Raw genomic sequence first — 21,508 nt, 5'->3', positions numbered from 1 at the left:
GGAGGAAGGCGGCAGGTGGAAATGACAGGCCGAACAGGCGGCTTTATCGGTAAAGGACCAATTTAATGATGGATCGAATGTCGCCAGTGCGAATTCCGAAGGCGGCGGAGATCATCGCCCAGGCCATCCGACGCCGCATCGTGCTCGGTGAGCTGGTCGAAGGAAGCGCCTTGCCGATCGAAGCGGACATGATGGCGCAGTTCGACGTATCGCGCCCGACGCTACGCGAAGCGATCCGCCTGCTGGAGGCCGAGGGACTTGTCCGCGTCCTGCGCGGCGCCAAGGGGGGCGTGCGCATTTGCACGCCGCAAGAGGAATCCACGGCGCAAACCCTGGGGTTCCTGCTGCAGTTTCGAGGCGCGACGCTTGCCGAGGTGCTCGAGGCGCGCGCCTTTCTCGAACCTCGCCTGGCTGCCCGCCTGGCGGGAGCGGCCACTGCGGAGGATATTCAGGCGCTGCGCGATCATGTGGCGCATGAAGCCGCCGTCATCGAGGATTTCGACCGGTTCGGCCGGGCGACCGCCGAATTTCACCGGCTGCTTGTCCAGCGGGCGGGCAATGTCGCGCTGGCGGTCATCGTCAGCATGCTCGATGATATATTCGTGCGGCATGTCGAACGGTTTCTGAGCCGGTCCCGCCCGGATCAACTCGCGCTCAATCAGAAAGCGCTGGCCAATCATGGCTCGTTGGTCGACGCGATCGCCGCCCGCAAACCCAAACGCGCCGAAACCATATGGCAGGATCATATGGACCAGCTGCGGGAAATTATCGGCAGCGAGCTCGGCCAGACGACGGTCCTCGACTTGTATTGAGGCGCGGCGATCGGCCTAGGCCGCCTGCAAGACCTCCACCATCGCGCCGCGAACAGCGGCTTCAGCCGGGGCGGCAGCGGCGTCGCACGCCCGGGCCTGCCACCATGAAATCCGTGGCAAAATCCTGACGGGCGCCGGCGAACATTCGCGTCTTCCACATTGCCATCTCCAAAAAAAGCTATATCATTATACTAATAATAGGGAGAGACATTCATGGCCGAGAAGAGCGATTCGGAGCGGCTGTCCGGTCCGCTAACCGATGTCAAAGTATTGGAAATTGGTCACTATATAGCCGCCCCGCATTGCGCGATGATGTTGGCGGACCAAGGTGCGGATGTCATCAAGCTCGAACCGCTTGGCGGTGAGCCGGGCCGGCACTCGCCGCCGCTCGCGGATGACGGCGAGAGCCTGGCTTTTGCTTGCCACAATCGCGGGAAGCGAAGCGCGGCGCTCGACCTGCGTAGCCCGGCGAGCGGTCCGGCGCTCGATGCGCTCCTCCGCTGGGCCGATGTCGTCGTCACCAATTACGCGCTCGGCATACCGGAAAAATTGGGCTTCGGTTTCGAACGGCTGCAAACCATCAATCCACGCGCCTCAATGGTCCATATCACCGGCTATGGCGTCGACGATCCGCGGCGCGACTATCTGGCTTTCGATCCGGCCATTCAGGCGATGAGTGGCTATGCCTCGCTCAATGGTCCGGCGGGTGGGGATCCGCTGATCAGCCCCTTCTTCATGGCCGATCATTCGGTCGCCATGAATGCCGCCTATGCGGTGATGTGCGCGCTGTGGGAGCAGCGCCGTACCGGCACCGGTCGCTTCGTATCGGTTTCGATGCTCGAATCGATGACCTCGCAGCTCAGCTATCATGTCCCCGCCGCGGGCGTGAAGGGCGAGACGCCGGGGCGCGGATCCAGCCGCGGAATGCTCGAAATGTTCGCGACGCGGGATGCGCCGATGTTCATACTGCCGGGCACACCCGGCATGTGGGAAGCATTATGCGGTCTGCTGGGGCATCCCGAATGGGTTCCCGAAGCCGGCAAGAAGCTCGACCTCGCTGCCGATCCGGCCCTGGCGGTGACGGTGATCAAGGCGACACGGTCGTGGTTCGCCGAGCGCGGCTCGAAGGAGGCTTTCGCCGAATTGCAGCGCGCCGGAATCGCGTGCGGTGTCGCGCGCAGCGTCGCGCAGCTTTACGAGGAAGAGGTCGCGGACGCGACGACGGCGATCGCCTTCGTCGAACTGGCGGGCGGCGGGTCGCCCGTGCCGGTGCCTGGCGCGGCCTTCCGCATGGCCCGGGACGGCGCCTTGCCCCGCCGCGTGGCGGGGCTCGGCGCGGACACGCGGGCGATCCTTGCCGGGCTGGGGGTCGACGAGCAACAAGTCGAGGCGATGCTGCCGCCGGCGCAGGCGATGTCCGCCTGACGGCGCGGCGCTCGCCGTCCCCGTCATCAACGCACACCGGCGCCGCTGGCCTGTCCGCTGCATAGGCCGACCGCCTTCGGTCGCCTTCGGTCGGTTCGATCATGTTCCGCCACGTCATCCTTGCCGCTGGAAAAGCGGCGCTAGCGCAGGGCGGGGTGCGCGCCTTTTTGTGAGCATGCGCTCAAAGAAGACGGGCCGGCGCATGGAAGCGCCGGCCCGACAAGTGGGCCTTGGTGAGAGGACTCAGGCCGCCGTCAGATGTTTCGGATAGCGCAGGTCCGGAGCCAGCCCGTCGCCCATCATGTCGATGAAATTCTCGCGCAGGAATGCATCGACCGATGATCGGGGCAGGTTGGCCGCCGCGATCGAGGCCCGAAAATGCTTCATCGGATCGCGTCCGCCTTCCGGGTGCGGATAGTCGGAGGAATACATGCAGATTTCGGGCGCCGAATTGGCAATGATCCAACCGGTGTCGTCGGTCGGATAGGGAGTCACGCGAACCTGGCGGCGAACGATTTCGCTGGGTTTTGCGGTCAGCTTGCGCAGGCGCTCTTCGTGCCGCGCGAACGCCATGACGCTCGAGTCGAGCAGCTTCATGAAGCTCGGCAGCCATGATGCGCCCAGTTCGATGACGCCGAATTTCAGCTTGGGGAATTTGCACATCACGCCATCGAACATGAGCGCGGCGAGCGTCAGCAGGATGGGATGCGGAATCGCGATCAGGCCAAGCGAATTATGATCGCCGTCACCGCCGCTGACCGTATCATTCACATTGGCACGGCCGGTGAATTTGTAACCGCGGGGAAACTGCGTGCCGGCGATGTGAAAGACGATCGGCAGGCCCGCCTCCTGGGCGATCGCCCAAAGCGGCTCGAGATCGACATGGGCATGCGAATGGGTTTCGGGGGGATGGGCCGGGATCATCAGCGCCTTGGCGCCGAGCTCGATGGCATATTTGGCTTCAGCGGGGGTGCGTGCCATATCAGCGATCGGAATATAGGCCACGGGCAAAAGCCGGCGATCGACCGAGCAATAATCGGTCATCATCCGATTGTGCGCGCGGGCGGACGCATAGGCCAGATCCATGTTCGTGCCGGCGTCGAAGTCGAAATTGCGCAGGCAGAGCGAGGTAAAGATCAGCTGGCTGGCATAGCCCTGCAGATCGAGGACGCGGGGCCGATCATCGGCGCGAAAGGCGCCTGCGGCCTCGTACATCTTGCGGTTATGGACATTCTCGTCCGCGCCGGCGCGGAATTCGGGATCGTCATGCTTTGCCGCGAACTGCTCGAACACGCCCTTTTCGATCAGCGGGGCCATGCGGGCGCGGAATTCGCGTTCCTGATTGCGGGCCTCCCGATAGGTTTCCAGCATCCCCGGATCGAAATAGGGATCGAGGCAATCGGGCAATTCGACGATATGCGCGTCGGCGTCATGGACGATTTCATTTTGGACATAGGACATGGAATCTCTCCTATTTGGCAGCGGCCGATCGGCTTCGATCGGCCATGCACGTGGCGGATCAGAAGGATTTCGAGACGCGGATGCCAAAGAGGCGCGGCGCGCCGACATAGCCGACATAGCCGCCCGAACCGAAGGGTAGCCCATAAGCGTAGAGCAGGTAGTTTTTGTCGAGCAGATTCTTCGCGAAAACCTCGACAGAGAAGCCGTCCGCGCTGTTGACGCCGATCCGCCCGTTGAGCACGCCATAAGCCGGCATCCGCGTGAACGGGTTGAGATCCTGCGCGACATAGATATCGCTCTTCCAGGCATAGTCCAGGCGAAGATAGCCATCGAGGCCATCGGTGATCGGCGCGGTATAGCTTGCAGCCGCATTGACGTTCCATTTGGCCGAGCCGTTCAGGCGCTTGCCCGAAAGGTCGCAGGGCCCGGTCACCCCGCTGCATTGACCGTTCTTGAAGTCGGTATAGTGCGCGTCGACATAGCTGGCACCGAACGAAAGCGAAAAGCGCCGGGAAGGCGCCCAATGGCCTTCGAGTTCCACGCCTTTGGTGATGAACTCCTCGGCATTGGCGGTGATGTAGCGCGTGCCGTCGAACGCGGTCGTCTGGAAATTATTATATGTCGTATAGAATGCGGCCGCATTGACCGTAAGCGTGCGATCGAGAAAGACGCCTTTCAATCCGAGTTCGTAATTGAGGTTCCTTTCTTCCTCGAACATCAGGCCCGACAGGCTCGACACGCGCGTCATCGTCATCCCGCCCGGCTTGAAGCCGCGCGCGAGGCTGGCATAGGTCGTCAGTTCCGGCGTCCACGCATAGCGAAGATCGACTTTCCACGTGAGAGCCTTGTCGGTCCGGTCGCGGTAAATCTGCCCGAAGTTCGGATAGATATATATCTGGGATTTCTGATCGAAGCTGAATTTCTGCGGTTCCCAAGTGTAGCGGGCACCGGCTGCGAGAGTCAGCTTGTCGGTCAGCTTATATTCCATATGCCCAAAGACGGCATAGCTGCGGTCCTTGACGATCGAGTCGGTGATCGCTGCCTGTCCTTCGACCAACACCGGCGGGCGGTCGTCGGGGCCGATGTGCAGATCCTCATAGTCGCGCGAACGGCGGTCGTAGAAGAATAGACCCGCGACATAGGTGAGATTCTGCTCCGCGGGCGAGGTAAGGCGGAGCTCCTGGCTGAATTGCTTGTGGGCCTGATAGATGAGGAACCCGTTCAGGAAATTCCAATCCACCGAATCGGGATCGTTGACCGATCGGACCGTCCACCGGCGCCAGCCGGTGAGCGATGTCAGCTTGTGGTCGCCGATATCGACGTTGACCTCCATGCTGACGCCGCCGCCGCTGTTGGGATTGGTGCTGAGCCCATCCTGGATCGTGATCCGGCTGAACGGATAGCCCGGGGGAGGGGTGACGGGATAGAATCCGCTGGCGGTCGTCGGCGTGCCGGTCACTTTGGTGAATACCGCGCTGCAGCAGATCGAGGTCTCCTTGTGATAATCTCCCGAAATCAGCACATCGAATTTGTCGGCGGTGTAAAAAAGCTTGCCGCGCACGCTGAACTTGTTCTCGTCATCCACCCGGCGATCGAGAACCGAATTATAGAGTAAGCCGCCGCGCGTGCTTTTCGCCATGGAAACGCTGGCGCCGAGCTTGCCCTCGACGATCGGTCCGGACAGATAGCCGCGTGCTTCCAAGGTGTCATATTCGCCCACGACAACCTCGGCGCGGCCGGACACATCGGACACGCTGGGTTTGCGGGTGATGATATGGACCAATCCCCCGGCTGTATTCATCCCGAACAGCGTCCCTTGCGGGCCGCGCAGAACCTCGATGCGTTCGATGTCCAGAAAATCCTGAGACGATGCCATCCCCGTCCGCGCCATGAAAATGCCGTCGACGAAGACGCCCAGCGACGAGTGGCGCCCCGGATTGCCCTGGACCGAACTGACGCCGCGCATGTTCATGGTCGAGGCCCGGGCATCGCCGAGTTGCAGCGATTTGAAGCTGGGAGCGATGCGTTCGATATCGTGAAAGCTGGTGATCTGATTGTCTTCGATCCGCTTCCCGCCAATGACGGTCATCGCGATCGGGACATCCTTCACATTCTGCGCCCGCTTTTGTGCGGTGACGACGATCTCGTCATCGATATCGCTGACGCGGTCGGCCGGCGGTGTCGCAACCGGTGCGGCGGTCTGAGCGTGCGCGGCGGAAAATGGCACGGCGCAAGCGGCTGTGGCGAGCAAGGATGCCCGCAGGATATAAGCGTTGTAACGCATTCGTGCCTCTCCCCAGAGACTTTGTTGTTCGATGCTCAGGCCGCTCCTGCCTCGGTGGCAGAGGGCGGCCCGGCGTCGCCATCATAAATCGGATAAATAGTGCACTCAATACCCTAAATATAATTTTTTAGCTGTTTGTTGCTCGGGTAGCCCCCAAAATTCCGGTTTCCTGGGGTGCTTTGGCATCCAATTCATCGAGTTGACGACGAATTTCCGCATGGGCCCGGGCGTCGAGTCGATAGCCGCGGATGATCCAGGCGGTGAAAAGGCCGGTCGATGCCGGCAGGAGCGCATAGAGGAACGCGAGAACATGAAGGCTGCTCGCGCTGTTGTCCGGGCCGAGTTTGATGTCGAAGTCGACGAGGCTGAGGATGTAGAGCGCCGCCCCGGTCATGACCGCCGATCCGATCTTGCCGATCGATGAGAGGAGCGAAAGCAGAAGCGACATCCGGTCGACTCCGGTCGAGAGCCGCACTTCATCCGCGACGTCCGCCATCATCGAGCGAATGAGGATGGGGCCCGCGTTGCTGGGCAGCCCCGCGATGGCCATCACGATCAACGATAGCGCGACCTGCTTTGGCGGCACGAGGAGGATCGCGGATTGCACGACGGCATAGGTGAGCCCCGACCACATCAGTGCGCGATGTTTGCCTCTGCCCTTTGCGATGCGGATCCAGAGCGGCGCTCCGACCATCCCGCCTATGAAATAGGCGAGCAGCGCCAGACCGGCGATATCGCGATCGATCAGCTTGAGGCTGTCGAAAAAGGTAAAGAGCAGCGTTGCCGCAACGGCGGGACCAATGCCCCATACGATATCCGCGCCGAGCAGGCGGACGACGAGGCCGTGCCGAAGCAGAGCGAAGAGTTCGCGCGCCGACGGATGGGCCAGCGCCGGTCGGGCCGGCGGTTCGCCAACGGCGGCGAGCGCCAGGATCGCGGTCAGCGGCAGCGAAACGATCATCAGCCAGCCCATCGCCTGAACGCCGTGCGGCCGCGTCCAGCCGAGCGTGAGACTGAGCACCGGCGGCAGCGCCATGATGAGGAACATGCCAAGCACCGAGAAAACCATCAGCCAACCAAATACGCTGGAACGGTGATCATAGGTCCTGGCGGACGATGCGGCCCATGACGTATGCGCCAGATAGCTGATCGATTGCCCCACATTGGCGATTGCGAGCCAGAGGAACAGATAGACTCCCGTCACGCCGACGGGGGCGTTGTAGAGCATGTAGATTGCGGCCATCGCCAGCGGGACGCCGGTCACGAACCAGGAGCGGTAACGCCCGATGCGCGACCGGCTCCGGTCCATCATCAGCCCCAGAACGGGGTCGAATGCAATATCGGCGCTGCGCACCGTGAACAGGACGAAGGCAATGGTCGCGAGGCCGAGTCCGAGCTCGTGCGCATAATAATCGGGCAGATACATGAGCACCGGCAACAGCATCGCGGTGAGGGCGAAGGACGGACTTGCAAAAGCGATCGTTCGCCAACCGGTCAATTCGGCGATGCGCGCGGGCCTCTCCTCGGGGCCAAGCCCCGCCATCTGCGCTTCCAGGGTCACGTCGCCTCCCGCTCGTTGATCGGTGTTTTTTCAACCATGTGCGAAACCGTCGACCTTCGCAAGAAAAGAGTGCACCAATTATTCTTTCGACGAACCGTCCCGGGGACATGCGCTGAGAAACATCGCCAAACAGAAGGAAATTGCAGGCCTTTTGCCCGCGGCCAGACGCGAGAATCCGACCATGCTCGGCGGTCGCGGCATCATCTCAAATAATCTTACAACTGAATGGCCTATTTAGGTGGCCGATGATACAGCGCGATCTGGAACAGCTTGGGAAAGGAGCGATCGTTGGTCAGCAGAGTGAAGATGCGGGGGGCGGTTGCAGGGGGCGGGGGCGCTTCGCAATCGATCCGGGTGCCCAAGGCGGCCGAGCTCATCTCGGAAAAATTGAGGCGGCGCATCGTGTTGGGCGAACTGAAGGCCGGCGACGCCCTGCCGTCCGAGGCGGACATGATGAGCGAGTTCAACGTATCGCGTTCCTCGCTGCGCGAAGCCTTCCGGGTTCTCGAGGCCGAGTCGCTGATCGAGGTAAAACGCGGCGCGCATGGCGGTGCGCGGATCAGGCTGCCCAGCGACGAGATCGCCGCCAAGTCAATCGGATCGCTCCTGCAGATCCGCGGCGCCACGCTCAAGGAAGTGCTCGAAGCTCGGCTCATTATAGAGCCGCCCCTGATGCGCGCGCTCGCTGAATCTCGCACCGAGGATGACCTCGAAGCCTTGCGGGCGCACCTCGATCGCGAACGCGAGAATATCGAGAATTTCAACGTGTTCGCGCTTGCGACGGCCGAATTGCATCGCATTCTCATGCAGCAGGCGGGCAACACCGTGCTGACGTTGATGACCGGAATGCTAGACGAAATATTCCGGCGACACGCCACGCATTTCGTGGCGCGAGCCCGCGAAGATCAGCTCGAACTCAATCGGACGGCGCTCGCCAACCACACGATGCTCATCGAAATGATCAACGCGCGCAATGCGGAGGCTGCCGAAGCCGTATGGCGACAGCATATGCAGCGATTGAAGGATATCGTGCTGGGCGAACTGGGCGAGGCCTCGATCCTCGATCTATATGGCTCGGGTTGACACGGGAAAAATAGTAATATAATTGCACCATATTAGCCGATGCCTGTCGAAACGCGCGGCCTTTCCGTTTGCGGAGAGGTTTGGGCTGGGGGGCCTTGGCGATCGAAGCCCGTCGGCCCATGGGGCTGTGCGGTCAGCAAGCGAGTGTGGGCGATGTCGGAACATTTTGTCTATGCGACCCGTGACTGGCGTGCGGCGATGCACGGAATTCTGACGAACCTGGTCGCCGAGCATGGCGCCTCCTTTCCGGAAGCCGATTTCAGCATGTGCGAAGTGATCACGGATGTTCCCCCGGACGGCGAGACGGTCGTGCTTGCTGCCCGAATCACCGGGCAAGGCGTCGAGTTTTTCGAGGATGAGATCGCGGCCGATGTCGTCATCCGCGGCGACCATGCGGCGATGCTTCCGGCAGCTCGACTGCACCGCGGGCGGGCGACGCCCGAAGATATTGCGGCGCAGGCGGCGCATAGCGCGGCAATGGCGAAGGCTGGCCGCGTCTCGATGCATGGCGATATGCGCAAGGCGCCAAAAACTCTGCTCCATGTGCTTGGCAAAATGCACGATCATATGGCCGACATAACGCTATGACGATGGCCGCCCTTGTTGGAGAGGTCGGTCGATGAAGACGCAATCTCGTTTGTCTGCGGGACAGATTGCGGCGGATGAGGCAGGCGAACATAGGACCGGCCTCTGACATCGGCGCGACTGGCTTCGCCGGGGTTACGAGAAGGTGGGGCGGGGTTTCGGTCTGGCCCCCGATCACACGCTAAAGGGCTGACGCTTGCCGGATCGCCGCCACGCGCGAGGCGAGGCGGAGCAGCGGCACGGTCAGTGTCGTCGACACGAGCGCCAGCGTAACAAGCACCGCGAAGACCGTCGGCGTGATCAGTCCCGCCTGGACCAGGATCGTTGCCGCGACGATCTCCATCAGCCCTTTGCACTGGAGCAGCAGGCCGAGCCGCATGCGTTCGCGCGGCGGCATGCCGCCCGCGGGTGGAACCAGATGCATCGCGGCGAGCTTGGCCGTGCCGGCAAAGAGCAGGAGAAGCAGCGAGATGCCCAGCGCCGCGGGCGTGACCACTGCTCCGTCGATGCTGAGCCCGCGATGCGCGAAGAAGAGCGGCGACAGACCGAACAGCGCCACCTTGCCGAGACGTTCGGGCATCAGCCGCTCGGCGAGGCGCCGCGGCGCCATCGCGCCCGCGAAATAGGCGCCGAGCAGTTCGTGCAGGCCGAGCACCGTCGTCGCCCAGGCTCCGGCTGCCAGATAGAAGAGACCGATCGCCGCCGTCGCCGCGAGATGGTCGGGGAGGAAGCGATCGATCCGGCCGCGCAGCAGCGGCATCGACGCGAGCAGGCCGAGCGCCGCGAGGCAGGCCCGCCCGTCCAGGGCCATTGCGCGGCTCTCACCGTTGTGAAGGAAAAGCAGCAGCGCAAGCCCGCTCCACAGCACCGCATCGTCGAGCGCAGCGATCCGCAGCGCGAGATTGCCGAGCGGCCGGTCGATCATTGGCAACTCGCGCACGATGCCGACCAGAACGGGAAGTGCGCTGACCGCGAGGCATAGCGCGATGGCGCCCGCCGACAGCAGCGGCGATACGCCCGCGGGCCGCAGCAGGACGAGATCGAGCAACCCCGACAGCGCCACCACGAAACCGATAGCGAAGGGCAGGGCGAGCGCGCCGAGCGCCGAGCCGACCGCCTGTTTCCCAAGCGGGGGAAGCTGGTCCGCCGCGGTGCGTGTTTCGAGCCCGGCGCTGAAGGCGAGCGCGAGCACGCCGCACCATCCGACCGCCTCGCCGAGCGGCGAGGGACCGAGCGCGGCTTTGTCGAAACCGAAGCGATCGGCGGCGATGGCGATCGCGAGGCCGGTCAGAATCGGGAGGACCGCCATCGGCACCGCGCCGCGAACGAGGCGCCAGCAGAGGACGGGCACGACGAGGAAGCAGAGGAGGTCGACCGCAAAGCCCATATCGAATGGCTATCGCGTCGCCACCGATGCGGCAAGCCATTTTTGAGAACGTTCTCTTTTCGATGAAACGGCGTTATTCGGCTGCTTCGTCCTTCTCGAACAAAGGCTCCAGCACGATCGGGTCGGCCAGCGTGATGCGGTCGAGGATCGAGGCGGTGTCGTCGCGCACCTTCAGCATCAGGCTGCGCAGCCGGCAATCGGATTCGGGCAGGCAATTCTTGCAATGCTCGTGCGCGTTGCGCGCGGCGCAGGGGACGAGCGCAAGCGATCCGCGCGTCAGGCGGACGAGGTCGCCATAGCTGATGTCGATCGGGGGCAATGCCAGTTGATAGCCGCCGTCGCGGCCGCGCTGCGAAATGAGCAGCCCCTCGCGCGCCATCTCGGACAGGATCACGGTCAGGAATTTGGGGGGGATATTCTGTGCATCGGCAATGTCCGCAAGCTGCACCTGCCCCTTGCCCCAATGGTCGGCAAGATGCTGGAAGGCACGGATCGTATAGCGGGTCTTTTGCGACAGCATGGCAGGGTTAGTGTGACATATTCAGCCTTAATTCAACCTGTCTGGATGAGATTATCTTGCGCTGTTGATGAAAATCACAGCGGGTGGCATGAACCGATGCCAATGGGATCGCATGATGGCCCGTAAACGGGTGCGATGAGGGTTGATCGATGATGCGTAAAATCTGGGGTATTCCAGCGGTTCTGGCGGCTTGCATGCTGGCGGCGGCGCCCGCCGAGGCGCAGTTCGGCAGCCTGCTCCGCAAGGTGACGGCGCCGAGCCCGAGCAGCGACGACAATGGCGGCTGTCCGAAAGGCAAGAAGGGCAGCAGCGTCGGGCGCGGCATATTGGGCGGGGTGATCCGCGACGCGGTCGGCGACGCGGCGAGCAAGGCCGGCGTCTATTCCTATGTGCCGATCGCCGAGGTGAGCGGAACGCTGACCGACGCGATCGCGTGCAAGCTGGACCCGGCCGAGCAGGTCCAGGCGGCCAAGGCGACCGAAGAGATCACCCGCGGCGAAGAGGTCGGCGCGACCGCGAACTGGACCAGCGAAACGCGCGAGAATGTCAGCGGATCGTCGACGATCGCGTCGATCAATCAGGAGGGCGGCGGGCGCAAGTGCATGACCGTCAACGACTTCATCATCGTCGACGGTGAAGAGACGCAGGTGAGCAAGCGCATGTGCAAGGGGCCGGGCGATGCACGCTATACGCTCGCGGCCTAAGCTTGCGCGCCTGTTGGCGGGCGTCCTCGCGCTCGCTACCCTCGGCGCGGCGACCGATATGGACCCGATCAATCCGACCTGTCCGCTCAATCCGAACTGGTCGACCAATCCGACGATGAAGCTGACGGTCGAAAAGCGCGGCGGCATGAAGGTGATGCTAGGAGAGGGGCGGGTCGACGCCGGGCTTCCCGATCGTCTGGCGGCCGCGCTGAAAGCCAACCCCGACGTCAGCGAGATATGGCTTCGCTCGCCGGGAGGCGATGCGCGCGCGGGCAATGCGGCGGGCCGTGTGATCCGGTCCTTTCCTGGCCTCGGAACCCGTATTCCGGCGGGCTGGGCCTGTTTCAGCGCCTGCAATTTCGTCTTCATGGGCGGTCAGCCGCGGGTGATCGAACCGGGCGGCCAATTCATCGTTCATATGTTCACCAGTACCGGCGACCGCGCCGCCATCGACGAAAGTGTCGCCCTCGGGACCGATGCGACCACCGAATTGATCGGCGACGTCGAACAGGACAGCGCGCTGCTCGCGAGCGAGGACAACGCCTTTCTGATCAAGATGGGCGTGTCGCGCAAACTGCTGACCGATGTCATGTATCGGCAAAAGGCGGTAAAAGGCAGCGGTCCCGACAAGTCGACGCGCCGTTGCCTGACGCTCGACGAGGCGCTGAAATATGGCGTGACCTATGCGGTCGAATAGGCGTTTCCCGCTATAAAGTTGCAAATCGGAACCGATGGCATAAGCTGCTCCCGATAAGGGAGAGGCTGCCATGAACGACAGGACGCACGAACATGCGACCTTCCGGTCGATGATCGACGGGACGCAGGAAGACTGGGACATCATCGCGCGCGAGCAGAAAGAATTCGCGCCGAACAACGGCGCGCGCATCCTCGACCATCTGAAACTGCTCGGCGGCGATTATGGCGGCTTTCCGGTCGACCGGCTCGAACATTGCCTGCAGACCGCGACGCGCGCGCACCGCGACGGACGCGACGAGGAATATGTCGTGATGGCGCTCCTCCACGACATCGGCGACACGCTCGGCGCCTTCAACCACCCCGATGTCGCGGCAGCGATCCTGAAGCCCTTCCTGTCGGAAGAAAATCTCTGGATCGTGCAGCATCACGGCATTTTCCAGGGCCATTATTTCTTCCACTACCTCGGCCTCGATCGCGACATGCGCGACCAGTTCGCGGATCATCCCTATGCGGCCGCCTGCGCCGAGTTCTGCGAGAAATATGACGCGCCGGCCTTCGACCCCGACTATGAGTCGCTGCCGCTCGAATTTTTCGAGCCGATGGTGAAGCGCCTCTGCGCCTATCCGCGCAACAGCATCTACAAGAAGGCGATGGTCGAGGAAGCTGCCGAATAACGAAGCGAATATTGAGAACAAGAGATGTGGCGCCGCTTCAAAGTGATGAAGAGCTTCAACAAGTTCTTTCTGTTCGTGATTCTCTGTGTCTTGGGCATTGTGATTTTGGAAATCGTGTCGAAAATTCGCGACGGCGTTGAAATTAGCGGCGAGGATTATTGGAACTATGTGCTCTTCCTGTCGGCATTCCTCGCTGGAGCAATTTTTGTAAACGGCATTGATTTCTTCGTGACCGGAATGAGGGGGGATCGCTCCCGCCGGTGAGGTTCTGAAGGAAAAAGCGACCCCGACTTCCATCGGGGCCGTAATGTAGTGGGCTCTTACTTGCCCTTGAACGCGGTTTTGCGCTTCTGCTGGAACGCAAGAATACCCTCCATCGCATCGGCACTGTTGCCGGCGATGAACTGGCCTTTCGCTTCGGCATCGAGCGTGTCGGCATAGCTTTGTGACAGGCCTTCGCGCAAAATCCTGCGCATCGTGCCGAGTGCGACCGTCGGTCCGTTCGCGAGCCGCGCCGCCAGCGCCTTGGCCTCGGTCAGCAACTCGGCGTCCTCGACGCATTTATAGATGAGACCCCAGTCGGCGGCCTGTTCCGCGCCGATCTTTTCGCCGAGCATCATCATCTGCGTCGCGCGCGACAGACCGACGAGGCGCGGCAGGATCCACGACGAGCCACCGTCGGGGACGAGGCCGATGTTGACGAAGGCCTGGAGGAAATAGGCGCTCTTGCCCGCGATGGTGAAATCGCCCGACAGGCCAAAGCTGCACCCGACGCCCGCCGCGGGGCCGTTGACCGCGACGACGACCGGAATGTCGAGATTGGCAAGCGCGAGCAGCATCGGGTTATAATGGTTGCGCAGCGCCTTGCGGCTGTTCGCGCCGCCGCCGACCGCCGAGCCGCTGCGGTCGCCCGCAAGGTCCGCGCCCGAGCAGAAACCGCGCCCTTCGCCGGTGATCAACAATGCCCGCGCGCCGAGCACCGGCAGATAATCGAGCGCGGTACGGATATCGTCGGCCATCGCCGGCGGCATCGAGTTGAGCCGCTCGGGCCGGTTGAGCGTGATCGTCGCGACATGGTCGGCGACGTCGAACTTGATCGTGTCGAAAGTCGGGGTGTCGGTCATGGGGAAATATCCTCTCGCGGGGGCTTTACCTTTACGTTCACGTAAAGTTTTGGCGCATTTGGAGAGGGAGCGCAAGGGGGGAGGGCGAGTGAAGGTGCGTGGCCGATTTCGACCGAGAGCGGACCTATCTTGCATCGTCATCCCGGACTTGATCCGGGATCCATTTTCTCAGCGCCGGATGAATGGATCCCGGATCAAGTCCGGGATGACGAGAATCTGAAAGTCGCGCTCAGCATCTCTTATCTTCGTCATTCCCGCGAAAGCGGGAACCCAGTGTGGGGTCAGCCGACGCACGCTCTGGGTTCCCGCTTTCGCGGGAATGACGAAAGTTGGGAAGAGGCCGCTCCCCACCCCAAAGCGGCCTTGGCCCCGAATATTAATCCTTCCCCAGTCGCACGAACCGCATCTTTCCCTCTGCGCGGTGCAGCGTCAGGCCGCGTTCGGTCCTTTCGGCGCAGGCGCCTTCGAAATCGGCCACGCCGATATCGTTCGGCTCGATGATCACATGCAGCTTGCCGCCATCGGCGTCGGTCAGCACGAAGCGCGGCGCGGTGATGTCGTAGACCGGTTCGCGCACCTCGACCCAGCGCGGGATACGCGTGTCGTCGTCGGGCATGGTCCAGCCGTCATATTGGGTATAGCCGTCGATCGGATCGCCGCTGTCGAAGCCAATGGTGAAATCGACCCCCGCGATGGTCCGCCCGTTCGGCCAGGTGACGAGGATGGTCGGCACCGCGCCGTCGATCTCGCCGGGCGTGCCCTTCGACATCGCCGGCGGCACCGGCTTCGGCTCGGTGGTCAGGCAGATCGTGTCGCCGCGGGCCTCCCAGCGCCCCTCGGCACGTTCGTCGAGCGCTCCCGCGGCAAACACATATTGAAAGCGGCCGTCGTTGCGGATGAGCAGGCCGCCGCCGACATCGGGGCCTTCGGCAAGGTCATATTCGCCGACGAAGGGTGAATCCTGCGCGGCGGCGGGGGAGGCGAGCAGCGCAAAGGCGATGAGCAAGGTTCGCATCGTCCGACCATGCGTCCGGCGCGGCGCCGATGCCAGCCCCTTTCCACAATTGCCGCCACCTGCTAGGCGCCCGCGCCATGTCTCAGAACCACCCCGACCGCCGCACCTTTGCCATCATCTCGCACCCCGACGCGGGCAAGACGACGCTGACTGAAAAGCTGCTCGTCGCGGGTGGCGCGATCCATATGGCGGGCGAGGTGAAGGCGCGCGGCGCCGCGCGGCGCGCGCGCTCCGACTGGATGAAGATCGAGCAGCAGCGCGGAATTTCGGTCACCTCGTCGGTGATGACCTTCGAGCATCAGGGGCTCGTCTTCAACCTGCTCGACACGCCGGGGCACGAGGATTTCAGCGAGGACACCTATCGCACGCTGACCGCGGTCGACAGCGCGGTGATGGTGATCGACGCCGCCAAGGGCATCGAGCCGCAGACCTTGAAACTGTTCGAGGTCTGCCGCCTGCGCTCGGTGCCGATCATCACCTTCGTCAACAAGGTCGACCGCGAAGGCCTGCCGCCCTTCGAACTGCTCGACGAGGTCGCCGACCGCCTTGCGCTCGACGTCTGCCCGATGAACTGGCCCGCGGGGATGGGTGGGCAGTTCGAGGGTATCTACGACCTCGTCGATCCCGCGATCATGAAGCCCGGCGGCGATGCCTCACGCATGTACGAGGGGAAGCGCGTCGCGGTGTCGGGGCTGGACGATGCGGCGCTGGCGGCCGAACTCAGCGCCGACGCGCTTGCGCACCTCAAGGAGGAAACCGAGCTTGCGTCGGCCTGCTACGCCCCCTTCGACGTCGCGGCCTACCGGGACGGTGATCTGACGCCGGTCTATTTCGGCTCCGCGCTCAAGGAATTCGGGGTCGTCGATCTGCTGAACGCGCTGGCGGCGCATGCGCCCGGCCCGCAGCCACAGCCCGCCGAGCCCGCGCCGGTGCAGCCGGGCGACGAGGCCGTCACCGGCTTCGTCTTCAAGGTGCAGGCGAACATGAACCCCGCACACCGCGACCGCATCGCCTTCATGCGGCTCTGCTCGGGCAAGTTCGAGCGCGGCATGCGGCTGATGCAGGGCGGGACGGGCAAGGCGATCGCGATCAGCCGCCCGATGCTGTTCCTCGCGCAGGACCGCGAGATGGCCGAAGAAGCCTTTCCCGGCGACATCATCGGCATCCCGAACCACGGCACCCTGCGCGTCGGCGATACTTTGTCGGAACGCACCGACATCACGATCACCGGGCTGCCGAACTTCGCCCCCGAACTGCTGCGCCGCGTCGCGCTCGTCGATCCCACCAAGACCAAACAGCTCCGCAAGGCGCTCGACGACATGGCGGAGGAGGGGATCATCCAGGTCTTCTATCCCGAGATCGGCGCGAACATGATCGTCGGCGTGGTCGGCCAGCTCCAGCTCGAGGTGCTGATCAGCCGCCTCGACGCCGAATATAAGGTCGAGGCGAAGCTCGAGGCGTCGCCGTGGGACACTGCCCGCTGGATCGCGAGCGACGATCCCGCGGCGCTGAAGGCCTTCCAGGCCGACCATCGCGGCGCCAGCGCCACCGACCGCGACGGCGCGCCGGTGTTCATGGCGAAGGATGCGTGGGAGGTCGGCTATGTGACGCAGCGCCATCCGGCGATCCGCTTCACCGCGACCAAGGAACGGCGGTTCGCCGACGCGGGCTGATAGGGACTCGCACGAAGCCACGAAGCCACAAAGAGCTTCCCCCTCTTCCGTTTGTGCTGAGCTTGTCGAAGCACCGTCCTTCCTTCGACGCCCGAAGAAAAGAACGGCCCTTCGACAGGCTCAGGGCGAATGGATCGGAGAGTATCTTTGTGGCTTCGTGGCTTCGTGCGAGTCAAATCAAACTCAGCAGGTCTGCCGGCCCCGCCGCGTCTTCCTCATCTTCCTCGCCCTCGAACTTGCTCAGCGTCACGCCCAGCAACCGTATCCCCTGCTCGACCGGCAGCAGCGGCGCGAGGATCGTTTCGCCGACCGCGAGCAGGCCCGCGCCATCGGCGATCGCGAACGGCACCGATTTCGCCCGCGTGATCGTCTTGAAGTCCGCGTAGCGCAGCTTCAGCGTCACCGTCCGCCCGCGCGCGCCGCGCTTCGCTGCGCGATCCCAGACGACGGTGCAGACATGCGCGAGCGCTTCGCGGACTTCGGTGTCGGCGATCAGGTCGTTGAAGAAGGTGCGCTCGCCGCCCAGCGATTTGAGCGGCCGGTTCGACCGCACGCGCCGATGGTCGATCCCGCGCGCCAGATTGTGCAGCCATTCGGCACTGTTGCCGAAATGCGCGGCGAGCCATTCCATCTCCTTCGCGGCGAGGTCGGCGCCCGAAAAGACGCCGAGCCCTTCCATCTTCGCCGCCGTAACGGGGCCGATGCCGTGAAAACGCCGGATCGACAGCGTCTGGACGAACGCCGCGCCCTTGCCCGGCGGGACGATCGTGATGCCATCTGGCTTGTTCTGGTCCGACGCTAGCTTGGCGATGAACTTGTTGTAGGAAACGCCTGCCGAAGCGGTGAGGCCGGTTTCGCGGCGGATGCGCTCGCGGATCAACTTTGCGGCGGCGGTCGCGCTGCCGAGCCCGGCCTTGTCGTGGCTGACGTCGAGATAGGCTTCGTCGAGCGACAGTGGCTCGACCTCGTCGGCATAGTCGCGGAAGATCGCGCGGATCTGGTGCGAGATGTCGCGATAGGCGTCGAAGCGTGGCGGCACGAAGATCAGGTCGGGACACTGGCGCTTCGCGGTGACGCTCGGCATCGCCGAACGCACGCCGAACTTGCGCGCCTCGTAGGAGGCGGCGGCGACCACCCCGCGCCGCGACGAACCCCCGACCGCGACGGGCTTGCCGCGCAGGGCCGGATTGTCGCGCTGTTCGACCGACGCGTAAAAGGCGTCCATGTCGACATGGATGATCTTGCGGACCGGCGGGTCCGTGCCGTCTCCCGGCGCAGGGTCTGCGGCGTCTTCCACGCGCGCGAATTAGCATGTTTCCTTAATGTTCTCAACGCCTCGTGCGATGACTGCGCGCGCCGCGAGCGGGCCCCGGCTTCATCTCCGGTCGACAGAAATGAGATAACATCACGAAATTGAACGATATTTTTGGCCGCGTGCTTCGTGCTTTCGCTTTGCAAGGCGAATCAACAATGCTACGAGCGGGCTCGATGAGACGGGTGCTTCTGCTCTTGCTGTCCCTTCTCCTCGCATCGGGCACGGTTGCGGGTTCGATCGCTCACGCCGCGGAAGACTGCGCGCAGCCGACCCCGGTCTCCGCGACCCCCGTCACGGCGAATGAGATGCGCGATTGGGACGGGTGCGTTCAGATCGTCGTCAAGGCATCGCAGGATTCGCCGTCGGAGGATCAGCAATCGCCGGTCACGGTACATGGCTGTCATGGTCATTATTCGGGCGTGCCCGCCGCTATCGCCGTGCTGCCGATCGCGGTGGTTCATGCCGTGACGCATGGCCGCGCTCCGTCGGCGGTCGTTCCGCCCGCCGCCTTCACCGGGACGTTCCGCCCCCCCATCGCCTGACAATCCAGGTTTGCGCGCGCCCTTGGGGCCGCGCTTTTCCCTGTCATTGTCAGGAGTCTTTCCTTCATGAACCCTATAGTTGCCGCCGCGACGGTCGCGGCGCTAATGGCTGCGGGAAGCAGCGCGAGTGCGGCCGCCCAAGCGCCGGGCCCCGCGCTTGCCGGCCCGCTCCCTCCCGCCGGGCCGACTGTCCGCGCCGGTCCGCTCCCTGCCCGACTGGCGCTGGCGCAGGCCATGGAAGAAGCCGACGCGCGCTCGCCGCGCGTTCTCGCCGCTGCTGCCGAGGTGGAGGCCGCGCGCGGCCGCCAGCGCCAGGCCAGCTATCGCTTCAACCCCACCCTCAACATCGATATCGAAAATTTCGCCGGCACCGGACCCTATTCGGGGTTCGCCGGCCTCGAAACGACGGTGTCGATCAACCAGCGGCTCGACCTCGGCGGCCGACGGCGCGCGCGCATGACGCTTGCCGATGCCGAGTTCGTGGCGGCGCAATACCGGCTCGAAATCGCGCGCGCCGATCTCGCCTTCGAGGTTCGCGGCCGGTTCGCGGCCGCCGTCGCCGCCCGCGATGATCTGGCGCTTGCGCGCGAGAATGAGGCGAGGGCCCGCGAACTCGTCCGTGTCGCGCAGGCGATGGTCGACACCGGCAACGAGCCGCCGCTCCGCGCTTTTCGCGCCAACGCCGCGCTGGTTCAGGCGAGTGCCGAGCTTCGCTCGGCCGAAGGGGGGGAGGCGACCGCGCGCCGGTCGCTCGCGGCGCTGCTCGGTGTGGCGACGCCGCCCGCCGAATTGATCGACGGCGAAATCGCGACGCAATCGACCGAGGTGGATGCGCTTGCGACGCTCGATGTCAGGCTGGCCGAGACCGAACAATTGATCGCCGAGGCGCGGCTCCGCGGGCAGCGGGTCGAAGCGCGCGTCGATCCGAGCGTTGGTGTCGGCGTTCGCCAGCTTCGCGAAACCGGCGACCGGGCGCTCATCGCCAACCTGTCGATGCCGCTTCCGATCTTCGACCGCAACCAGGGCAATGTCGCGGCGGCGCGCTCGGACGTCGCGGCGGCCGCCGCCCGGCGCGAGAATGCGGTGGTGACGGCCGCGGCCGCAATCGCCAATGCCCGCGCCGATCTCGATTCGGCCGAAGCGCGTCTTGCCGCGCTCGAAGGCGCCGGGATCGAGCAGGCGCGCGAAGGGGTGCGGCTTGCCGAGCTATCCTATCGCGCCGGCAAATCGTCGCTCGTCGAATATATCGACGCGCAGCAGGCCTATGCCGCGATGCGGACCGAACTCATCGCGGCGCGCCGGGCGCGTGCCGAGGCACAGGCGACCCTCGCGCGGCAGGCCGCCGAGGGCGACGCGGATCATCAGCCATGATCGCGCCGCCTGTACCGGACGGTCGCGTTTCGCACCGCGGCCCCCGCCATCCATTCCCCTGCGCGCAAGCGGCTCCGCCCTGCGCCCTCCCTTTTCGCGGAGACATTCGATGATCACCAAGGACAAGCGCCTTTTGGGCACCCTTGCGGGCGCCATGGCTCTCGCCGCCGCTACAGGTTTCGGCGTCGCCCGCTGTACCGCCGGCCCCGTCGCGGCTCCCGTTGCGGACGGTGAGGGCGAAACCGAAAACGAGACCGCACCCGACCGCCTCGCCATCACGCCCGCCGCGATCGAGGCAGCCGAGATCGGCGTCGAGACGATCAGCGCCGGTGGTCTCGGCTCCGAAATCATCGCGCAGGCGACGGTCACGGCGGCGCCGAGCGGCGAGGCGGTCGTCACCGCGCGGGCGGGCGGCGCGGTCACCCGCGTCTTCAAACAGCTCGGCGATCCGGTGAGGGCGGGCGAACCGCTGGCGATCGTGCAAAGCCGCGACGCAGCGCAGATCGCCGCCGAACGCACGGCGGCGGAGGCGCGGGCGGCGCTTGCGCAGAAGACTCTCCACCGCGAAAGAACCCTCTTCGAACAGAAGGTTTCGGCGCGTGTCGATTATGAGCAGGCGCAGGCTGAAGCCGCGGTGGCGGCGGCCGAGGCTCAGCGCGCCCGCGCTGCGGCTCGCGCCGCACAAGTGACGCGCGATGGGGGCAGCGTCGTGGTCGCGAGTCCGATCACGGGCCGCGTCACCGCGGAGAACGTCAGCCTCGGCGCGTTCGTTCAGCCTGAAGTCGAATTGTTCCGGGTCGCCGACCCTTCCAAGGTTCAGATCGAAGCCGCCGTTGGCCCGACCGATGCGCAGCGGCTCAGCTCCGGCGATCGCGCGATCGTCGAATTGCCCGATGGGCGCGCGCTCGACGCGCGCGTGCGCGCGGTCACCCCGAGCCTGGCGGGCGACACGCGGTCGGCGACCGCGGTGCTCGACGTATCCGGTGCCCTCCAGCCTGGGCTCGCCGTGCGCGTGCGCTTGCTTCCGAGCCGCGGCGCCGATGCCGGCGCCAGCCGGATCGTCGTCGCCGAGGAGGCGCTTCAGACTCTCGAGGGCCGCGATGTCGTGTTCGTGCGAACGAAGGACGGATTCGCGGCCCGCAGGGTTACGGTCGGCCAGCGCAGCGCCGGCCGGGTCGAAATTCTCGCGGGGCTGAGGGCCGGCGAGACGATCGCAACGAAGAACGCTTTCCTGCTCAAGGCCGAGTTCGGCAAGGGCGCGGGCGAGGAGCATTAA

General features: G+C 64.3%; 21 protein-coding genes. 12 read left to right on the top strand and 9 right to left on the bottom strand.

Annotation, left to right across the window (positions count from 1 at the left end):
* The first annotated feature begins 77 nt into the window (after positions 1-77).
* Both NP825_RS10390 and NP825_RS10385 read left to right on the top strand, forming a co-directional pair.
* Positions 78-812, top strand: coding sequence for a FadR/GntR family transcriptional regulator (locus NP825_RS10390; protein WP_257551216.1), 735 nt, complete (start codon positions 78-80; stop codon positions 810-812).
* Between the two features lie 213 nt (positions 813-1,025).
* Positions 1,026-2,237, top strand: a complete 1,212-nt coding sequence (locus NP825_RS10385) for a CaiB/BaiF CoA-transferase family protein (RefSeq protein ID WP_257551214.1) — start codon at positions 1,026-1,028, stop codon at positions 2,235-2,237.
* A gap of 243 nt (positions 2,238-2,480) precedes the next feature.
* On the opposite strand, the gene NP825_RS10380 is transcribed toward NP825_RS10385, so the two are convergent.
* The 4 genes from NP825_RS10380 to NP825_RS10365 form a co-directional block, all read right to left on the bottom strand.
* Positions 2,481-3,698 (bottom strand): amidohydrolase family protein, encoded by a 1,218-nt coding sequence (locus NP825_RS10380; protein ID WP_257551212.1) that lies wholly within the window; start codon positions 3,696-3,698, stop codon positions 2,481-2,483.
* Positions 3,699-3,756: 58 nt separating this feature from the next.
* Positions 3,757-5,982 carry a TonB-dependent receptor gene (locus NP825_RS10375; RefSeq protein WP_257551210.1) on the bottom strand — a complete coding sequence of 742 codons (2,226 nt, stop codon included), beginning with the start codon at positions 5,980-5,982 and terminating at the stop codon, positions 3,757-3,759.
* 127 nt (positions 5,983-6,109) lie between these two features.
* Positions 6,110-7,543, bottom strand: coding sequence for an MFS transporter (locus tag NP825_RS10370; protein WP_257551208.1), 1,434 nt, complete (start codon positions 7,541-7,543; stop codon positions 6,110-6,112).
* 230 nt (positions 7,544-7,773) lie between these two features.
* Positions 7,774-7,944, bottom strand: coding sequence for a hypothetical protein (locus NP825_RS10365; RefSeq protein WP_257551206.1), 171 nt, complete (start codon positions 7,942-7,944; stop codon positions 7,774-7,776).
* 1 nt (position 7,945) lies between these two features.
* Between NP825_RS10365 and NP825_RS10360 the strand changes: the two genes are divergently transcribed.
* Both NP825_RS10360 and NP825_RS10355 read left to right on the top strand, forming a co-directional pair.
* The gene (locus NP825_RS10360) at positions 7,946-8,626 is read left to right on the top strand and encodes a FadR/GntR family transcriptional regulator (protein ID WP_257551204.1); all 681 of its coding nucleotides are present in this window, start codon (positions 7,946-7,948) and stop codon (positions 8,624-8,626) included.
* A gap of 153 nt (positions 8,627-8,779) precedes the next feature.
* Positions 8,780-9,214: a hypothetical protein gene (locus NP825_RS10355; RefSeq protein WP_257551202.1), complete on the top strand. Its 435-nt coding sequence runs from the start codon at positions 8,780-8,782 to the stop codon at positions 9,212-9,214.
* Positions 9,215-9,392: 178 nt separating this feature from the next.
* Here the strand turns inward: NP825_RS10355 and NP825_RS10350 are convergent, their stop codons facing one another.
* Positions 9,393-10,598, bottom strand: a complete 1,206-nt coding sequence (locus NP825_RS10350) for a cation:proton antiporter (RefSeq protein ID WP_257551200.1) — start codon at positions 10,596-10,598, stop codon at positions 9,393-9,395.
* Between the two features lie 73 nt (positions 10,599-10,671).
* Positions 10,672-11,118 carry an Rrf2 family transcriptional regulator gene (locus NP825_RS10345; RefSeq protein ID WP_257551198.1) on the bottom strand — a complete coding sequence of 149 codons (447 nt, stop codon included), beginning with the start codon at positions 11,116-11,118 and terminating at the stop codon, positions 10,672-10,674.
* A gap of 152 nt (positions 11,119-11,270) precedes the next feature.
* On the opposite strand from NP825_RS10345, the gene NP825_RS10340 reads away from it, so the two are divergent.
* From NP825_RS10340 to NP825_RS10325, 4 genes are all read left to right on the top strand, one after another.
* Positions 11,271-11,822, top strand: a complete 552-nt coding sequence (locus NP825_RS10340) for a hypothetical protein (protein WP_257551196.1) — start codon at positions 11,271-11,273, stop codon at positions 11,820-11,822.
* Complete coding sequence (locus NP825_RS10335; protein ID WP_257551193.1) at positions 11,797-12,519, top strand: hypothetical protein; 723 nt, start codon at positions 11,797-11,799, stop codon at positions 12,517-12,519. The genes NP825_RS10340 and NP825_RS10335 overlap by 26 nt, the downstream gene beginning before the upstream one ends.
* A 70-nt stretch (positions 12,520-12,589) precedes the next feature.
* Positions 12,590-13,192 (top strand): HD domain-containing protein, encoded by a 603-nt coding sequence (locus tag NP825_RS10330; RefSeq protein WP_257551191.1) that lies wholly within the window; start codon positions 12,590-12,592, stop codon positions 13,190-13,192.
* A 24-nt stretch (positions 13,193-13,216) separates the two neighbouring features.
* Positions 13,217-13,456, top strand: a complete 240-nt coding sequence (locus NP825_RS10325; RefSeq protein ID WP_257551189.1) for a hypothetical protein — start codon at positions 13,217-13,219, stop codon at positions 13,454-13,456.
* Positions 13,457-13,512: 56 nt separating this feature from the next.
* On the opposite strand, the gene NP825_RS10320 is transcribed toward NP825_RS10325, so the two are convergent.
* Together NP825_RS10320 and NP825_RS10315 are read right to left on the bottom strand one after the other, a co-directional pair.
* Complete coding sequence (locus NP825_RS10320; RefSeq protein ID WP_257551187.1) at positions 13,513-14,316, bottom strand: enoyl-CoA hydratase-related protein; 804 nt, start codon at positions 14,314-14,316, stop codon at positions 13,513-13,515.
* A 376-nt stretch (positions 14,317-14,692) separates the two neighbouring features.
* Positions 14,693-15,331, bottom strand: a complete 639-nt coding sequence (locus tag NP825_RS10315; protein ID WP_257551185.1) for a hypothetical protein — start codon at positions 15,329-15,331, stop codon at positions 14,693-14,695.
* Between the two features lie 77 nt (positions 15,332-15,408).
* Between NP825_RS10315 and NP825_RS10310 the strand changes: the two genes are divergently transcribed.
* The gene (locus NP825_RS10310; RefSeq protein ID WP_257551183.1) at positions 15,409-17,004 is read left to right on the top strand and encodes a peptide chain release factor 3; all 1,596 of its coding nucleotides are present in this window, start codon (positions 15,409-15,411) and stop codon (positions 17,002-17,004) included.
* Between the two features lie 172 nt (positions 17,005-17,176).
* On the opposite strand, the gene dinB is transcribed toward NP825_RS10310, so the two are convergent.
* Positions 17,177-18,301, bottom strand: coding sequence for a DNA polymerase IV (dinB, locus tag NP825_RS10305; RefSeq protein WP_257551181.1), 1,125 nt, complete (start codon positions 18,299-18,301; stop codon positions 17,177-17,179).
* 191 nt (positions 18,302-18,492) lie between these two features.
* Between dinB and NP825_RS10300 the strand changes: the two genes are divergently transcribed.
* The 3 genes from NP825_RS10300 (at position 18,493) to NP825_RS10290 (ending at position 21,508) form a co-directional block, all read left to right on the top strand.
* Positions 18,493-18,861: a hypothetical protein gene (locus NP825_RS10300; protein ID WP_257551170.1), complete on the top strand. Its 369-nt coding sequence runs from the start codon at positions 18,493-18,495 to the stop codon at positions 18,859-18,861.
* Between the two features lie 66 nt (positions 18,862-18,927).
* Positions 18,928-20,232 carry a TolC family protein gene (locus NP825_RS10295; protein WP_257551168.1) on the top strand — a complete coding sequence of 435 codons (1,305 nt, stop codon included), beginning with the start codon at positions 18,928-18,930 and terminating at the stop codon, positions 20,230-20,232.
* A gap of 109 nt (positions 20,233-20,341) precedes the next feature.
* The gene (locus NP825_RS10290; protein ID WP_257551165.1) at positions 20,342-21,508 is read left to right on the top strand and encodes an efflux RND transporter periplasmic adaptor subunit; all 1,167 of its coding nucleotides are present in this window, start codon (positions 20,342-20,344) and stop codon (positions 21,506-21,508) included.

It is taken from the genome of Sphingopyxis sp. DBS4, assembly GCF_024628865.1.
Taxonomy (GTDB): Bacteria; Pseudomonadota; Alphaproteobacteria; order Sphingomonadales; family Sphingomonadaceae; genus Sphingopyxis.
This window is presented reverse-complemented; position numbering and strand designations above follow the sequence as displayed.

What these genes read in the sequence shown, in the direction of transcription:
- NP825_RS10390 (WP_257551216.1), top strand. Translation starts at nt 78, where the DNA reads ATGTCGCCAGTGCGAATTCCGAAGGCGGCGGAGATCATCGCCCAGGCC.
- NP825_RS10385 (WP_257551214.1), top strand. Translation starts at nt 1,026, where the DNA reads ATGGCCGAGAAGAGCGATTCGGAGCGGCTGTCCGGTCCGCTAACCGAT.
- NP825_RS10380 (WP_257551212.1), bottom strand. Translation starts at nt 3,698, where the DNA reads ATGTCCTATGTCCAAAATGAAATCGTCCATGACGCCGACGCGCATATC.
- NP825_RS10375 (WP_257551210.1), bottom strand. Translation starts at nt 5,982, where the DNA reads ATGCGTTACAACGCTTATATCCTGCGGGCATCCTTGCTCGCCACAGCC.
- NP825_RS10365 (WP_257551206.1), bottom strand. Translation starts at nt 7,944, where the DNA reads ATGCGCCGCCTCAATTTTTCCGAGATGAGCTCGGCCGCCTTGGGCACC.
- NP825_RS10355 (WP_257551202.1), top strand. Translation starts at nt 8,780, where the DNA reads ATGTCGGAACATTTTGTCTATGCGACCCGTGACTGGCGTGCGGCGATG.
- NP825_RS10350 (WP_257551200.1), bottom strand. Translation starts at nt 10,598, where the DNA reads ATGGGCTTTGCGGTCGACCTCCTCTGCTTCCTCGTCGTGCCCGTCCTC.
- NP825_RS10345 (WP_257551198.1), bottom strand. Translation starts at nt 11,118, where the DNA reads ATGCTGTCGCAAAAGACCCGCTATACGATCCGTGCCTTCCAGCATCTT.
- NP825_RS10340 (WP_257551196.1), top strand. Translation starts at nt 11,271, where the DNA reads ATGCGTAAAATCTGGGGTATTCCAGCGGTTCTGGCGGCTTGCATGCTG.
- NP825_RS10335 (WP_257551193.1), top strand. Translation starts at nt 11,797, where the DNA reads ATGCACGCTATACGCTCGCGGCCTAAGCTTGCGCGCCTGTTGGCGGGC.
- NP825_RS10330 (WP_257551191.1), top strand. Translation starts at nt 12,590, where the DNA reads ATGAACGACAGGACGCACGAACATGCGACCTTCCGGTCGATGATCGAC.
- NP825_RS10325 (WP_257551189.1), top strand. Translation starts at nt 13,217, where the DNA reads ATGTGGCGCCGCTTCAAAGTGATGAAGAGCTTCAACAAGTTCTTTCTG.
- NP825_RS10320 (WP_257551187.1), bottom strand. Translation starts at nt 14,316, where the DNA reads ATGACCGACACCCCGACTTTCGACACGATCAAGTTCGACGTCGCCGAC.
- NP825_RS10315 (WP_257551185.1), bottom strand. Translation starts at nt 15,331, where the DNA reads ATGCGAACCTTGCTCATCGCCTTTGCGCTGCTCGCCTCCCCCGCCGCC.
- NP825_RS10310 (WP_257551183.1), top strand. Translation starts at nt 15,409, where the DNA reads ATGTCTCAGAACCACCCCGACCGCCGCACCTTTGCCATCATCTCGCAC.
- NP825_RS10300 (WP_257551170.1), top strand. Translation starts at nt 18,493, where the DNA reads ATGAGACGGGTGCTTCTGCTCTTGCTGTCCCTTCTCCTCGCATCGGGC.
- NP825_RS10295 (WP_257551168.1), top strand. Translation starts at nt 18,928, where the DNA reads ATGAACCCTATAGTTGCCGCCGCGACGGTCGCGGCGCTAATGGCTGCG.
- NP825_RS10290 (WP_257551165.1), top strand. Translation starts at nt 20,342, where the DNA reads ATGATCACCAAGGACAAGCGCCTTTTGGGCACCCTTGCGGGCGCCATG.